The sequence below is a fragment of the Arthrobacter sp. AL12 genome (assembly GCF_029960645.1).
Lineage (GTDB): Bacteria > Actinomycetota > Actinomycetes > Actinomycetales > Micrococcaceae > Arthrobacter.
The window spans coordinates 134,783-148,351 of record NZ_JASBQY010000005.1; the positions used below are offsets into that span (position 1 = coordinate 134,783).

General features: G+C 66.0%; 14 protein-coding genes and 3 tRNA genes (1 of these 17 running past the window's edge). 3 read left to right on the forward strand and 14 right to left on the reverse strand.

What is annotated here, in order from left to right; translation table 11 throughout:
- Window positions 1-44 precede the first annotated feature (44 nt).
- From QK291_RS08110 to QK291_RS08135, 6 genes are all read right to left on the reverse strand, one after another.
- Entirely contained in the window at window positions 45-965 is a 921-nt protein-coding gene (locus QK291_RS08110; RefSeq protein ID WP_282380701.1) for a phosphatidate cytidylyltransferase, read from the reverse strand.
- Complete coding sequence (gene frr / locus QK291_RS08115; RefSeq protein WP_282380703.1) at window positions 965-1,522, reverse strand: ribosome recycling factor; 558 nt, start codon at window positions 1,520-1,522, stop codon at window positions 965-967. The genes QK291_RS08110 and frr overlap by 1 nt, the downstream gene beginning before the upstream one ends.
- A gap of 120 nt (window positions 1,523-1,642) precedes the next feature.
- Window positions 1,643-2,380 (reverse strand): UMP kinase, encoded by a 738-nt coding sequence (gene pyrH, locus QK291_RS08120; protein WP_282380705.1) that lies wholly within the window; start codon window positions 2,378-2,380, stop codon window positions 1,643-1,645.
- A gap of 199 nt (window positions 2,381-2,579) precedes the next feature.
- Entirely contained in the window at window positions 2,580-3,416 is an 837-nt protein-coding gene (gene tsf, locus QK291_RS08125) for a translation elongation factor Ts (protein ID WP_282380706.1), read from the reverse strand.
- Window positions 3,417-3,568: 152 nt separating this feature from the next.
- Entirely contained in the window at window positions 3,569-4,474 is a 906-nt protein-coding gene (rpsB, locus tag QK291_RS08130; protein WP_282380707.1) for a 30S ribosomal protein S2, read from the reverse strand.
- Between the two features lie 312 nt (window positions 4,475-4,786).
- On the reverse strand, window positions 4,787-5,029 hold the full coding sequence (locus tag QK291_RS08135; protein ID WP_282380708.1) for a hypothetical protein: 243 nt from the start codon (window positions 5,027-5,029) through the stop codon (window positions 4,787-4,789).
- Here QK291_RS08135 and QK291_RS08140 point away from each other — a divergent pair.
- Window positions 5,028-5,588 (forward strand): M23 family metallopeptidase, encoded by a 561-nt coding sequence (locus QK291_RS08140; RefSeq protein ID WP_282380709.1) that lies wholly within the window; start codon window positions 5,028-5,030, stop codon window positions 5,586-5,588. The genes QK291_RS08135 and QK291_RS08140 overlap by 2 nt on opposite strands.
- Before the next feature lie 93 nt (window positions 5,589-5,681).
- Here QK291_RS08140 and QK291_RS08145 read toward each other — a convergent pair whose 3' ends face one another.
- The 6 genes from QK291_RS08145 to QK291_RS08170 all read right to left on the reverse strand — a co-directional run bounded on the left by QK291_RS08145 (window position 5,682) and on the right by QK291_RS08170 (window position 11,096).
- On the reverse strand, window positions 5,682-6,872 hold the full coding sequence (locus tag QK291_RS08145; protein ID WP_282380711.1) for an acyl-CoA dehydrogenase family protein: 1,191 nt from the start codon (window positions 6,870-6,872) through the stop codon (window positions 5,682-5,684).
- 276 nt (window positions 6,873-7,148) lie between these two features.
- Window positions 7,149-7,222 (reverse strand) — tRNA-Ile (locus QK291_RS08150).
- Between the two features lie 82 nt (window positions 7,223-7,304).
- Entirely contained in the window at window positions 7,305-8,501 is a 1,197-nt protein-coding gene (locus QK291_RS08155) for a glycosyltransferase (RefSeq protein ID WP_282380713.1), read from the reverse strand.
- Window positions 8,502-8,606: 105 nt separating this feature from the next.
- A complete protein-coding gene (locus QK291_RS08160; protein ID WP_282380714.1) occupies window positions 8,607-9,512 on the reverse strand; it encodes a DMT family transporter in 906 nt (301 codons plus the stop codon).
- Window positions 9,512-10,147 carry a CDP-alcohol phosphatidyltransferase family protein gene (locus QK291_RS08165; RefSeq protein WP_282380715.1) on the reverse strand — a complete coding sequence of 212 codons (636 nt, stop codon included), beginning with the start codon at window positions 10,145-10,147 and terminating at the stop codon, window positions 9,512-9,514. The genes QK291_RS08160 and QK291_RS08165 overlap by 1 nt, the downstream gene beginning before the upstream one ends.
- A gap of 55 nt (window positions 10,148-10,202) precedes the next feature.
- A complete protein-coding gene (locus tag QK291_RS08170; protein ID WP_282380716.1) occupies window positions 10,203-11,096 on the reverse strand; it encodes a phage holin family protein in 894 nt (297 codons plus the stop codon).
- A 182-nt stretch (window positions 11,097-11,278) separates the two neighbouring features.
- Between QK291_RS08170 and QK291_RS08175 the strand changes: the two genes are divergently transcribed.
- A complete protein-coding gene (locus QK291_RS08175) occupies window positions 11,279-12,502 on the forward strand; it encodes a multidrug effflux MFS transporter (protein ID WP_282380717.1) in 1,224 nt (407 codons plus the stop codon).
- Window positions 12,503-12,823: 321 nt separating this feature from the next.
- Window positions 12,824-13,231 (forward strand): hypothetical protein, encoded by a 408-nt coding sequence (locus QK291_RS08180; RefSeq protein ID WP_282380719.1) that lies wholly within the window; start codon window positions 12,824-12,826, stop codon window positions 13,229-13,231.
- A 76-nt stretch (window positions 13,232-13,307) separates the two neighbouring features.
- Here the strand turns inward: QK291_RS08180 and QK291_RS08185 are convergent.
- Both QK291_RS08185 and QK291_RS08190 read right to left on the reverse strand, forming a co-directional pair.
- A tRNA-Asn gene (locus QK291_RS08185) sits at window positions 13,308-13,380 on the reverse strand.
- 136 nt (window positions 13,381-13,516) lie between these two features.
- Window positions 13,517-13,569, reverse strand: a tRNA-Asn gene (locus QK291_RS08190); it runs 120 nt beyond the window's last position.

The window sequence follows — 13,569 nt, forward strand, 5'->3', positions numbered from 1 at the left end:
GTTGGCCCGGCACCATTTTAGGGGCCGGAGGGGTCAGGGGTGCCTCACGCTCCGGCAAAGACGGAGTAGAGGATGAAGGCCACCGGGCAGGCGAAGACGATCGAGTCCAGCCGGTCCATGACCCCGCCGTGGCCGGGCAGGATGCTGCTCATGTCCTTGATCCCGAGTTCGCGCTTCACCATGGATTCGGAGAGGTCTCCGGCAGTGGCCGCGGCCACCATGCCCACGGCCAGGACGACACCGGCCCACCAGGGCTTGTCCAGCACAAAGACGGCGGCGAGCACTCCGACGGCCGTGGCGCCGGCGATGGACCCGGCGAAGCCTTCCCAGCTCTTTTTGGGACTGATCTTCGGCGCCATCGGGTGCTTGCCGAGGGAGGCCCCGACGAGGTACCCGAAGGTGTCGTTGGCGACCACCAGCAGCAGGAGGGTGGCGATCTGCCACGCTCCGGGGGGAGCAACGCCGTCGGGCCACAGCCCCACCGGGGTCTCCCCCACGAAGGTGTGCAGCGGCAGCACGGCGAAACTGATCAGGAACGGGACCCAGGCCAGGGTGAAGATTCCGGCGAAGATGCTGCGCGCGGACCCGGCGGCACCTTCGAGGGACCGCCAGATCAGCGCGGCGACGCTGCTGAGCAGCATGGCGAACAGGAGGCTTTCGGTGCCGCCGAAGTAGGCGGCGGCCGGCATCGCCACGGTGCCGGTCATCACCGGAATGATCGGCAGCCGGGTGCCGGTGGTTTCCAGTGCCCGGAAGACTTCCCAGACACCGAAGACCGCGAAGGCGGTGACGATGAGCACGAAGCCCAGCGGAACGAAAAGCAGTCCGCCGAGGACAATCACGAGCATGCCCACGCCCACCGCCGTGGCGGCGGGCAGGTTTCTACCGGCCTTGGGCGTCGGATTCCTCCGCTGCTTCCCCCGCACCCGGACGTCCGGTCCGGGTTCCCCCTGTTCCTGCGCCATCAGACCTCGAGCAGCTCGGCTTCCTTGCGCTTGAGCAGCTCATCGATCCCGTCGACGTGAGCCTTGGTCATGGCGTCCAGTTCCTTTTCGCCACGGCTGCCCTCGTCCTCGCCGGCCTCGCCGTCCTTGACCAGCTTGTCCAGGGTTTCCTTGGCCTTGCGGCGGATGTTGCGGATGGACACCTTGGCGTCCTCGCCCTTGGACTTGACGATCTTGACGTATTCCTTGCGGCGCTCCTGCGTCAGGTCCGGGATGGTGATCCGGATGACGTTGCCGTCGTTTGACGGGTTGGCGCCGACCTCGGAATCGCTCAGCGCGCGCTCGATGTCGCGCAGGGCGGTCTTGTCGAAGGGCGTGATGAGGATGGTGCGGGCGTCCGGGACGGCGAAGGAGGCCAGCTGCTGCAGCGGCGTCGGGGAGCCGTAGTAGTCCACGAGGACCTTGTTGTAGAGACCCGGGGTGGCGCGGCCGGTCCGGATCGAAGCGAAGTCTTCCTTGGCTACTTCAACGGCCTTGTCCATCTTTTCCCCGGCTTCGAGCAAGGTTTCTTCGATCACGGTCTCTCCTCAGAAATAGGTGCCCCGCCGCTGGCGGGATGCTGCACGGTCTTGGTTGTGTTCCGCCGGCCTGCCCCGGATCCGGGGAGCGGAACTGTCCTGAAAACATCCTAGCCGTTGCTAGGGGGTGACGACGGTGCCCAGATCCTCGCCCAGAATGGCGCGGGTGACGTTTCCTTCGCCTTCCATGCCGAACACGACCATCGTGAGGTTGTTGTCCTTGCACATGGTCATGGCGGTCTGGTCCATCACGCGGATGTCCCGGCGCAGGGCGTCGTCGTAGCTAAGGTGGTGCAGTTTCTCGGCCGTGGGGTCCTTCTTCGGGTCCGCGGTGTAGACGCCGTCGACGCCGCTCTTGGCCATCAGGACGACGTCGGCGTGGACCTCCATGGCGCGCTGGGCAGCTACGGTGTCGGTTGAGAAGTACGGCAGACCCGCGCCGGCGCCGAAGATGACAACACGGCCCTTTTCCATGTGGCGGATGGCGCGACGCGGGATGTAGGCCTCGGCGACCTGGCCCATGGTGATGGCGCTCTGGACACGGGTTTCGACGCCGGCCTGCTCCAGGAAGTCCTGGAGGGCCAGGCAGTTCATGACCGTGCCGAGCATGCCCATGTAGTCGGCGCGGGATCGGTCCATGCCGCTCTGGGACAGTTCGGCGCCGCGGAAGAAGTTCCCGCCGCCGACGACGATCGCAACCTCGACGTCGGGCACTGCTGCAGCGATCTGCTTGGCCACGCCGCGGACGGTGTCAGGATCAACGCCGAGCTTCCCGCCGCCGAAGACCTCGCCCGACAGCTTCAACAGGACTCGGCGCCGGCTCTTCTTTGGCTGGACTGAAGTAGTGACGGTTTCCATGGTGCCTTCCCGTTGGTGAACTCTGAAAAAGGGTATCGTGCCGGGGACCAAAGGCGTCATTCCGCCCGGCCCCGGTGCTGCCCCGGGATGGTCTCCGGGGGTCATGACCCTGTGTGCATGCAAAAGGGGCGGCCACCGCAGTGACCACCCCCTCAGCGTGTCTGACTAGGGTCTGACTAAGTGCCTGACTGGTGTCTGGCTAGGAACCGACGCGGAAACGCGCGAATCCGGTGCCCTTGACGCCGGCCTCTTCGAGAACCTGCGCGACAGACTTCTTGGCATCCTTGGCGAATGCCTGGTCGAGGAGAACCTCGCCCTTGTAGAAGCCGGTGACACGGCCTTCCACAATCTTGGTCATTGCAGCTTCGGGCTTGCCTTCAGCCTTGGCAGTCTCGCCGGCGATGCGACGCTCGGACTCGACGAGCTCGGCCGGGACGTCCTCGCGGGAGAGGTAGTTCGGGGACATCGCTGCGATGTGAACGGCGATGTCGTGGGCTGCGGTGGCAGCTGCTTCGCCTTCGCCGTCAACAGCGAACAGCACGCCGACCTGGGCCGGGAGATCCTTGGAGGTCTTGTGCAGGTACGCGTCAACCGTGGCGGCTTCGAGGCGGGCGATGCGGCGGACAACAACCTTCTCGCCCAGAACGGCGCCCTCTTCGATGACAACCTCGGACAGCGGCTTGCCGTCGACCTCGGTGGCCAGCAGGGTGTCGAGATCGGCAGCGCCGGACTCGACGGCGACGGCCAGGACCTTGTCGGCGAGCTGGATGAACTTGTCAGCCTTCGCAACGAAGTCGGTCTCGCAGTTGACTTCAATCATCACGCCAACGCCGCCGGCGACCTTGGCGGCAACCAGGCCTTCCGCGGTGGAGCGGCCCTCGCGCTTGGTAGCGCCCTTGAGGCCCTTGATGCGGATGATTTCGATGGCCTTCTCGGCGTCACCGTTGGCCTCGTCAAGAGCCTTCTTGACATCCATCATGCCGGCGCCCGTGCGCTCGCGCAGAGCCTTGATATCAGCGGCAGTGTAGTTCGCCATGTGAACCCCTCTGTCTAGAAATTTTATGTGGTGTACGGACTGACAGGACGGCAGCTCACCGGCGTGAGCGGCCATCCTGTCAGTTCCCCATTACGCGCAGGGCGTGCGGGGAGATCCGGATTTATTTGTCAGCTGAGAAAGCAGTCTGTTGACTACTTGGCTTCGTCCGCGGCGGCCGGAGCAGCCTCGGCGGCGGGTGCCTTTTCAGCGGCCGGAGCAGCTTCTGCGGCGGGTGCCTTTTCAGCGGCCGGAGCAGCATCTGCGGCCGGAGCGGCAGCAGCCTCTTCGGTCTTGCTGCCCTCGAGGAGTTCGCGCTCCCACTCGGCCAGCGGCTCTTCCGGAGCTTCCGTGGTGCCGGTGGCGCGCTGGTTGCGGGCGATGAGGCCCTCAGCAACGGCGTCAGCAACAACGCGGGTCAGCAGGTTGACGGAGCGGATGGCGTCGTCGTTACCCGGGATCGGGAAGTCGACTTCGTCCGGATCGCAGTTGGTGTCCAGGATGGCAACAACCGGGATGTTCAGCTTCTTGGCTTCGTCGACAGCAAGGTGTTCCTTCTTGGTGTCAACGATCCACAGCGCGGAAGGCGCCTTCGTCAGGTTGCGGATACCACCGAGGTTGGTTTCCAGCTTCGTGAGTTCGCGGCGAAGGAGCAGCAGCTCCTTCTTGGTGTACGCGGAACCGGCGACGTCGTCGAAGTCAATCTCTTCGAGTTCCTTCATGCGCTGGATGCGCTTGGAGACCGTCTGGAAGTTGGTCAGCATACCGCCGAGCCAACGCTGGTTGACGTACGGCTGGCCAACGCGGGTGGCCTGCTCGGCGATGGATTCCTGTGCCTGCTTCTTGGTGCCGACGAAGAGAACGGTGCCGCCGTGTGCAACGGTGGCCTTCACGAACTCGTAGGCACGGTCGATGTAGGACAGCGACTGCTGCAGGTCAATGATGTAGATGCCGTTGCGCTCCGTGAAGATGAAACGCTTCATCTTCGGGTTCCAACGGCGGGTCTGGTGTCCAAAGTGGACGCCGCTGTCAAGCAGCTGGCGCATAGTTACGACGGGCATGCCGGCGCTCCTTCCGGCAGGTCATTCATGAGACAGCCCACGGGCTGTCTTACCCTGCCAATAGTTGACGGTTAAATAGCAACACCCAGGCGGGCGGTGCTCCTGGCATCCACTGCGTTTCTCCACCGGACCACAGGTCCGGACCGAAAGAAGCACAGTCCTCCGCACCCTGAAGAGTTGAAGCTTCGAATGAGTTGGGCTGGATACGCGTAGTCAGCCGCTACTCCCCCGCACCCCTGAATGAGGCGTGCCGGCTTAGACAAATTACCTTGATCAAGCGTGAGGGCACAGCAAACTGCTCCACCAAGTGTACTACAGGGGCAGTGCCGGATTGGACGGTTTCCGGGGTCCGGCGGAGGGGTCGCGGAGGGCCGGCAGAGCGACGGCGAAGGGCGTAGCGGAGAGCCGGAAGGGGGCCGGACCGGAGGCCCGGCGGGGCCTCTCCATGCCTGCGGCGGAGTCCCGGCCGGGCCTCCGCCCCGTAGCCGCGGCGTTGTCCACATACGCCGCCGGGGTGCTTCCGCCGACCTGGCGTCGATAGCAGGCTGGGTTCATGAAGACTCCGGCGTATGGTGCCGTCCAGGCAGCCGCACTGCTTCTGGCGCTCTCCGCCGTGACGGCATCCGCCGGTCCGGCAGAGGGGTCCGGCCCCCCGACGGACCCCTCGGCCGGCGCCGGCACGGTGGCGGCCGGGTGGAGCTGGCCGCTGAGCCCCCGGCCAGGTGTGCTGCGTGCCTTTGATCCGCCGGCCCGACTCTGGCTGAGCGGACACCGCGGCGTGGATCTGCGGGCATCGTCCGACGGCGCCCCGGTCACCTCGCCGGCGTCCGGCACCGTGAGCTTTGCCGGCGTCGTGGTGGACCGTATGGTCATTACCGTCGACCACGGCAGCGGATTGCGGAGCAGCTTCGAGGCGGTTCGGACCGATCTTGAGGCGGGCGATGCCGTCGCCCAGGGGGATGTCCTGGGGTGGATCCAGCCCGGCCACTGCACGCCGGCGCCCTGCGTCCACTGGGGCGTTCGCCGCGGCGCGGAATACCTCAATCCGCTGGCCTTCGTGACAGACCTGCGGCCCTCCGTCCTGCTACCTCCCCTCGATCCAGCACCCGGGTAGGGTGCGGAGGGTGGCTCAGGACGGAGGGCCGCCAGCGGTGCCGACCGCCGGGCGCCGGCGTCTTGGGGCCGCCGGGCGCCCCGGGGCCGTTTCCTAGACGATCGCGGAGATGCCCGTGATCGCCCGGCCTGTGACGAGGGTGTTGATCTCGTGGGTGCCCTCGTAGGAGTAGATGGCCTCGGCATCCGAGAAGACCTTGGCCATCTCGTAGTCCGTGACGATCCCGTTGCCGCCAAGGATGCCGCGGCCCAGGGCCACACTCTCGCGCATGCGGGCTGTGGTGAAAGCCTTGGCCAGTGCCGACTGCTCATCCTTGGCCTGGCCAAGGTCCTCCAGCTGGGAGAGCCGCACCATCATCCCCATCGAGCTGACGGCGTTGCCGAGGATCTGCACGAGCTGGTGCTGCACGAGCTGGAAGGAGGCAATCGGACGTCCAAACTGGCTGCGCTCCACGGCGTAGCGGCGGGCAACGTCGAATGCGGCGAGCTGCTGGCCGACCGCCTGCCAGGCGACGGACAGGCGGGTGACCTTGAGGACCTTGTTCGTGTCGCGGAAGCTGTTGGCGTTGGCGAGCTTAAAGAACTCGGGCACCACGACGTTGTCAAGCGTGATGTCGGCGTTCTGCACGGTGCGCAACGAGATCTTGTTTTCGATCTTGGTGGCGCTGTAACCCTCGGTCTTGGTGTCGACGAGGAAGCCCTTGACCTGGTTGTCGGCGAGGTCGCGGGCATAGATGACAACCCAATCGGAGAACGTGGCGTTGCCGATCCAGCGCTTGGCTCCGTTCAGGATCCAGCTGTTCCCCTCCTTGCGGGCCGTGGTGCGGGTGCCGCCGGCGACATCGGACCCGCCGAGGGGTTCGGTGAGTCCGAACGCGCCGATCTTCTTGAGCGAGTAGATGTCCGGCAGCCACGCTTCCTGCTGCTCCTGGGAGGCCAGCGCCTCGATGGAGCCAGTGAAGAGTCCGTCGTGCACGCCGATGAAGGTGGCAATGGAGGTGTCGGCGCGGGTTGCCTCGGCGTGCATGATGCCTGCGAAGAGGTTGGAGTAGCCCTGCCTCCGGACCGGACTGACCAGGTCGATCTCGGCAAGCTTCGGGATCAGGTCCATCGGGAACTCGGCGCGGTTCCAGCAGTCAACGGCGATCGGCTTGACCTCGCGGGCCAGGAACTCGCGGACCTCCGCGAGCCGGTCCTGCTCCTTGCCAGTGAGCAGCTGCTCGAACGCAAAGAAGTCGCCATCGGCGTACGGGAGGTTGTTGATGTCGATGTCAGCTTTGGACATGGTGTTCCTTCACGGGAGATCAGCAGCGACCAGGAGAGCGCGGTCATTGCGCCGGCGGGATGTTACTCACGAGTAACATACCGCAGTCCTCGAGGGCACCGCAAGTGACGGATGACATATGGATGGGCAATCAGGACGCCTCCCCCGCCGGGGCGACAGGGATCGGCGCCGGTCGGGACAACGCGCGGCCGGATAAATCCAAAGAGCCGCGGCCGGCGTCCAACGTCGGCCACGGCTCCCGTGGAGGCGGTTCCCTCACAGGGTTCCGCGGCAATGTAGGGCTACTCGGACTTGAACCGAGGACCTTAGGATTATGAGTCCCGCGCTCTAACCAGCTGAGCTATAGCCCCTTGCGCCCGGAAACCTTCAGGCCCGCGCGGGGCCGGAGGAATTTCCGGGCGAAAATCACTCTAACAATAGTAGTGCCCGGGTTCAGACGACGAGGTCATCGTAACTGGCGCCGCGGTACAGATCCTCAAAGGCCTGCAGGGTGCGCTCGAGGCTGTGGTTCTCCACCAGGCCCCGGCTCGCCTTGCCCATCGCCGCCAGCTCATCGGCGGGGAGGGAGAGCACGCGGACCATCTTGGCTGCGAGGTCGTCGCTGTCATTGGGCGTGAAAAGATAGCCGTTTTCGCCCTCGTGCACCAGATGAGGGAGCGCCATGGCGTCAGCCAGCAGCACCGGAGTGGAGGCCGACATGGCCTCCAGGGTCACGAGCGACTGCAGTTCCGCTGTCCCGGGCATGCAGAACAGGTCCGCCGCCAGATAGGCCTGACGGAGGTCCGCGTCGCTGGCCAGGCCGAGGAACGTGACGCGGTCCTGCAGCCCGAGCCTGGCAACCTGCTCCTCCAGCGCCGGGCGCACTTCGCCGCCGCCGACGATCTCGAGGTGGACGTCCAGCTCCGGGGGCATCTTGGCGACAGCGTCGACCAGGACATCGATGTGTTTTTCCTCGGCGAGCCGGCCAACGAACAGCACGGTGGGGCTCGAGTGGCGTTCCAGCTCCTCCCCCGGTTTGAGTTCGTAAGCCGCGGAGTCGATGCCGTTGGACAGTGGCAGGACCTTGCGGAGGAAGGCGTGCTCGTGCATCGCCTTGGCCGCCAGCGGCGTCGGGGTGGTGACGACGTCGGCCTGGCCCATGACCTTGCCCATGTCCTTCCAGGAAATGCGTCCCACGATGTCCTTGAACCACTGCGGGAAGGGCAGGAACGGGTTCAGGTTCTCGGGCATGAAGTGGTTGGTCGCCACGATCCGGATGCCGCGCTTGACGGCCTCGTAGAGCACGTGCTCGCCGATCATGTAGTGGCTCTGGATGTGCACGACGTCGGGCTGGATCCGGTCGAACAGCAGGCTGATTTCCTTCTTGATTTCCCAGGGAAAGGTGATCCGGAAGTATTCGTGAGTGGGAACTGAATGCGAGCGGATCCGGTGGACCGTGCCCTCGTCGCTGAACTCGGTGAAGCTCCTGCCTTTGTCCGGTCGGCAGGCCAGCACGTGAACATCGTGTCCGCGCGCTTTCATGCCTCGGGCCAGGCGGTAGCCGAACATGGCCGCGCCGTTGACGTGGGGCGGGTACGTGTCCGCGGCAATCAGGATGGTCAGCGGGTGCTGGTTGTCAGGCATGGTCACGTGGAGGGCTCCTGGTGGTCACGGTGCGGGCAGCTGGGACTTTGTGGTGGCCGGCTGGCTGCCGGCGCAGGCGTGCCGGGCCTGCTGCAGAGGTCTGTTGACTTCCTACGACACCCGTCCCGCGGCCTTCCGCGCGTCCTTCTTGCGCTTGGTGACCTCGGGATGGTGCCTGGACAAAGCGATCACTCCCACGATAGCAAGCGAACCGGCCGCCCCCATCGCTATGGCCGTCACGGCATGGACATCCGGGCGCAGTTCGCCGAGGATCGTGATGCCGATTGCGATGCCGACTATCGGGTCGATGACTGTCAGCCCGGCGATCACGAGGTCCGGCGGGCCGCCCGAGTAGGCGTTTTGGACGAACCACGAGCCCAGGACGCCGGCGGCGACGATGGCGACCACCGAATACCACGGCACATTCTGAACGCCCAGGCCGTTCGGGTCCAGCAGGTGCTTGCCGATAATGCGGGTCAGGACGGCGACGAAGCCGAACAGGATTCCCGCGCCAAGGATATAGATGAAGGCGCTCATCCGGTGCCGGAACACCAGGGCGAGCGTGCCGAACAGCCCGACGGCCAGGGCCAGCAGCAGCACAATGGTCAGCTCGTCCGAGGAGCTGACCTGGTGGGTTTCCTGGGTCACGTTGACCGCCAGGATCACGAACAGGGCCGAGCCGGTGACACAGGCGGAGATGGCCACCACCGTGGCCCGGTTGATGGTCAGCCCCTGGTCCTTGGCATTGACGATCGTGGTGATGACAAGGGCGATCGCCCCGATTGGCTGGACTACGGTCAGCGGCGCCATGACCAGTGCAACGGCGTTCATCGCCATGCCGACGACCAGCAGCAGCAGGCCGAATACCCAGCGCGGGTTGCGGATCAGACGGAGCATTCCGTGGTTGCTGAGCGCCAGTCCTCCGGTGTCCGCCTTGACTGCGCTGCCCTGGCGCTGGGCGCCGATGGCGAGGCAGAACGCGCCCAGCACCGCAAGCAGGACAGCGAACCACACCATCAGCGGGTGCCGCCGTCGACGTCGGGCTTGTGGCTCTTAAGTTTCCTGCCCTTGCGGATAATGGCCCAGAAATAGTTGTAGCCAGCGATCCAGTGCCCCACAAGCCCCAGCCCCAGGCAGACCCAGGCGGCGGCGAGGTAGACCTCGGTGCCGGGGACCGGAAGTTTCGAGAGCACGAGCAGCGGCGTGCCGACCAGCAGGAGCGCAGTCCGGATCTTGCCGATCCGGCTCACGGGCAGGTCTGGGTGGCCGTGGAAGTAGTAGAGCGACAGGGCGAGCAGGATGGCGTCCGGGATCAGCAGCGCCGCGAGGTACCACCACTCCACGACGCCGGCGATCACCAGTGTCACGGCAACCGCGATCAGCGACAGCCGGTCCGCGATGGGATCCATGACCCGCCCAAGGTTGGACATCTGGTCGTACCGGCGTGCGACATACCCGTCCACCCAGTCCGTGCTGCCCATGATCGCTAGGACGAGTGCGGCGTAGCCGTATTCCTGCACCCCGAGCACGAGCCAGATGAAGAGTGGCACGCCGAGGAACCGCACGACGGTCAACACGTTGGGGATGGTGAAAACCCTGTCGTGGTGGATCTGGGGCTGACCAGGCCGGGAACCAGCGCCGATGAACCTCATCCAGTCCCCCTTTCCGTGGCCGGCAACGATCGGGCGTTGCCGATAAGCGGGCTGTCTAGCCCTTAAGAAGTTTGCGCAGCAGGAACACGAGCGCGGCTGCCGAGGCGGTGAGGGCGACAAGCGGCCTCCAGCGCTGGCCAAGCTGGCCTGCCACGCCTGCGCCATGGGTACCGGCACCGCCGGACGCCGCTGGCCGCTTCGCGCGGCGGCTGGCCGCGGCTCGGACCTCGGCCACTTTGCCGGTGAGCTGTTCCCTGCCGTCCTGCAGCTTCACCTGCGCCGCGGCCAGAAGGGTCTGCGCCTGGGTCTTGACGTCCAGTTCCTCGTTGAGTTCGTCGCGGACTCCGGTGAGGTGGGTGCGGCGCTGGTCCAGCCGGCGTCGCAGTTCCGCTTCGGTGGGAGGCGGGCCGAAGTCCGGCTCGGCAGCCTTCTTGGCTTCCTTCTCCGCCTGGGCCTTGGCGGCAGCCTCTGCCTTGGCGGCCTTGGCGGCCTTGGACTGCTCGGATTCCGGATCGAGCACGGCAGGATCGAACGCTGAGCCTTCCTTGGCGATGCCGAGGTCGTACTTCAGGCCCCGGATGGTGTCTTCGGGGACCAGCGGCAGGGCCTTCTTGAACTTGCCGACCCCGACCAGGCCGGCGATCAGGGCGATGATCAGGAAGACGCCGCAGACCAGCAGGGCCGCGAGCCAGGCGGGCATGATCGTCGCGAGTCCCATAATGGCGGCGACGATGAGGCCGGTGACGAGGAAAGCGACGAAGATCAGCGCGACGGCGAGGAAGGCGGAGGCCACGCCGACCTGGATGCCCTTGCGCTTGATCTCGACCTTGGCGAGGGCAATCTCGTCGTTGAGCTGCCGCGGGGCCAGTTTGAAGATCAGTTTCAGGGTCCTCGGGAGCGCGGAGATGCGCAGCCCCCCGCTTGTCCCGCCGCTGTGACGTCCGCTCATCGGTCCCGCCTAACTGGTTACGTCTGTGATTCCGCTTCCGCGGGCTTGCCGGTCTGCGCAGCTTCACGCACACCCCGGTGTCAAAACTACCATTCAGGCTCCCGCCCGCCGCGCGGGCGCGGGCTGTGGCGCGCCCCCGCTGCAGGCCTGCCCGACGGTCGTGCGCCCTAGGATTGACCTCTGTGACTACACCCACCAATCCCGGCGATTCCCTGAGCCGCCGCCGCAAGCTCCTTTACATTCTGATGCTCGGCGCCCTGACCGCCCTGGGGCCCTTCACCGTGGACCTGTACCTTCCGGCGTTCCCGGCCCTGGAAGAGAGCCTGGCCGTCTCGGAGGCGGCCGTGCAGCTGACGTTGACCGGCACCACGCTCGGCTTTGCGCTGGGCCAGTTGGTAGTAGGGCCTCTGAGCGACAAGTTCGGCCGGCGGATGCCGCTGATCCTTGCGACGGCGGTGCACATTGTGGCCTCCCTGGGCGCGGCCCTGTCGACCGACATCACGACGCTGGGCTTCTTCCGGGTGCTGATGGGCATCGGCGCCGCGGGCGGCGGCGTGGTGGCCATGGCGATGGTGCGGGACCTGTTCAGCGGTTTCGCCATGGTGCGGATGTTCTCCCGGATGGCCCTGGTGAACGGCCTGGCGCCGATTCTCGCTCCAGTCATTGGCTCTCAGCTGCTGCTGTTCATGCCGTGGCCGGGGATCTTCTTCTTCCTGGCCGGCTACGGCATCTGCGTCCTCATCGCCGCGATTTTCGTCGTGCGCGAGACGCTGCCCCGGGAACTCCGCGGAAAAACCGGTATGACCGCCCGGCAGCGCTACGGGGTGCTGTTCAGGGACCGGATCTTTGTGGGGCTGTTGCTGGTGGGTGGAATGAACTTCGCCGGGCTGTTCACGTACCTGTCCGCGTCGCCGTTCCTGTTCCAGGACGTCTACGGCTTCAGCCCGCAGCAGTACGGCCTGCTCTTCGGCGTGAATTCCCTGGGCATCGTCGCCGGCGTGCAGACCAGCTCGAGGCTCATCCGCAAGGTCCCGCCGCAGTGGATCCTGGCATGCTCCACGGCGTGGATGTTCCTGATGGCTTTGCTGATCGTGCTCTTCGACCAGCTGGGCTTCGGTCTGTGGGGCGTGATGGTGCCGCTGTGGTTCTACATCCTCGGCGCCGGCTTCACGTTCCCCTGCGTCCAGGTGCTGGCGCTGGCCAAACACGGCGCCCAAGCCGGGACCGCGGCCTCCCTGCTCGGTGCCGCCACCTTCCTGATGGCGGGACTCATCTCGCCGGTGGTTGGCTGGCTCGGTGTCACGTCTTCCACCCCGATGGGCGCCGTCCAGGCCGCGTGCATCTTCCTGGCCGCGGCGGCTCTCTGGCTGGTCGTCAGGCCCCGCACGGTCCCTCCGATCCAGTAGCTCCCGCCCCCACCCCCGGGGGACATGCCCATTTTTAGCGCGCAGGAGTGGACATACGGGCACTATGTCCGCTCACCGGCCCCAGCACGGGGCATGTCCCCCCGCAGCGCCAAGCCCAGGACAACCCCGCGCGGGGGACATGCCCATTTTTAGCGCGCAGGAGTGGACATACGGGCACTATGTCCACTCACCGGCCCCAGCACGGGGCATGTCCCCCCGGGGGCGGGCCGCGCAGGGTGGGCGTGTCCCCTTGGGGGGGCGGGCCGAGCAGTTGTCCGCCGGCCCTGTTGCCGCTCCACGGCGGACGATAAAGTTGTTGATGTGCCCCACTGGCAGGATCCTCCGCCCAGACCGGCCACGTGGCAGCGGTGCGACGCCGGTATCCTGCCTCTGTGGTGGGATCGCCTGTGCAGCCAGACGAGCCAGCAATCGGCGGCCCTCTTCGCGGCCGGCCTGTTCACCGAGGACCGCCGGCGCCCGATCGCCCAGTGGTACAACCCGGCCGTCGATTCGGCGCTCCTGGTCGCACCCGAATCGTCCCCCGAGTGGCCAGTGCAGCGCTTCGGCATCTTCTACGCCCCGCCCGGCGGCGGCTTCACCCAGGTGCACTCCGCACCGCACGAATGGCACCCCCGGGAACCCCGCACGTCCCCCACCGAACTCGAAGCCTTCCGTGCAGCCGTGGCGGAGGCGGAGCGGTTCCTCCAGGTGGAGATGTACTTCGTCTGAGCCCCCAGCAGGCCGCCGTAAGAGGGCACAAAAAAGGTCCCGCAGCCAGTTGTTCACCGGCTGCGGGACCTGTCCGCTCCTCCTGCTGGACTTGAACCAGCAACCCTTCGATTAACAGTCGAATGCTCTGCCAATTGAGCTAAGGAGGAATGAAGCAGGTACGACATTAGCAAAGGTTTTGCCGCTTAGGAAATCGGACCGCCACCCTCCCCGTCACTGCCCGCCAATACCCCCTCCGGGTATAAAAAAGTCCCCGTCCCGGTGACCCGGGACGGGGACTGCGCGCTCCTCCTGCTGGACTTGAACCAGCAACCCTTCGATTAACAGTCGAATGCTCT

Coding starts and splice junctions, on each gene's coding strand:
- rpsB (WP_282380707.1), bottom strand. CDS start 4,474: ATGCCCGTCGTAACTATGCGCCAGCTGCTTGACAGCGGCGTCCACTTT.
- QK291_RS08110 (WP_282380701.1), bottom strand. CDS start 965: ATGGCGCAGGAACAGGGGGAACCCGGACCGGACGTCCGGGTGCGGGGG.
- QK291_RS08135 (WP_282380708.1), bottom strand. CDS start 5,029: ATGAACCCAGCCTGCTATCGACGCCAGGTCGGCGGAAGCACCCCGGCG.
- QK291_RS08170 (WP_282380716.1), bottom strand. CDS start 11,096: ATGAGCGGACGTCACAGCGGCGGGACAAGCGGGGGGCTGCGCATCTCC.
- QK291_RS08160 (WP_282380714.1), bottom strand. CDS start 9,512: ATGGTGTGGTTCGCTGTCCTGCTTGCGGTGCTGGGCGCGTTCTGCCTC.
- QK291_RS08145 (WP_282380711.1), bottom strand. CDS start 6,872: ATGTCCAAAGCTGACATCGACATCAACAACCTCCCGTACGCCGATGGC.
- QK291_RS08165 (WP_282380715.1), bottom strand. CDS start 10,147: ATGAGGTTCATCGGCGCTGGTTCCCGGCCTGGTCAGCCCCAGATCCAC.
- pyrH (WP_282380705.1), bottom strand. CDS start 2,380: ATGGAAACCGTCACTACTTCAGTCCAGCCAAAGAAGAGCCGGCGCCGA.
- tsf (WP_282380706.1), bottom strand. CDS start 3,416: ATGGCGAACTACACTGCCGCTGATATCAAGGCTCTGCGCGAGCGCACG.
- QK291_RS08140 (WP_282380709.1), top strand. CDS start 5,028: ATGAAGACTCCGGCGTATGGTGCCGTCCAGGCAGCCGCACTGCTTCTG.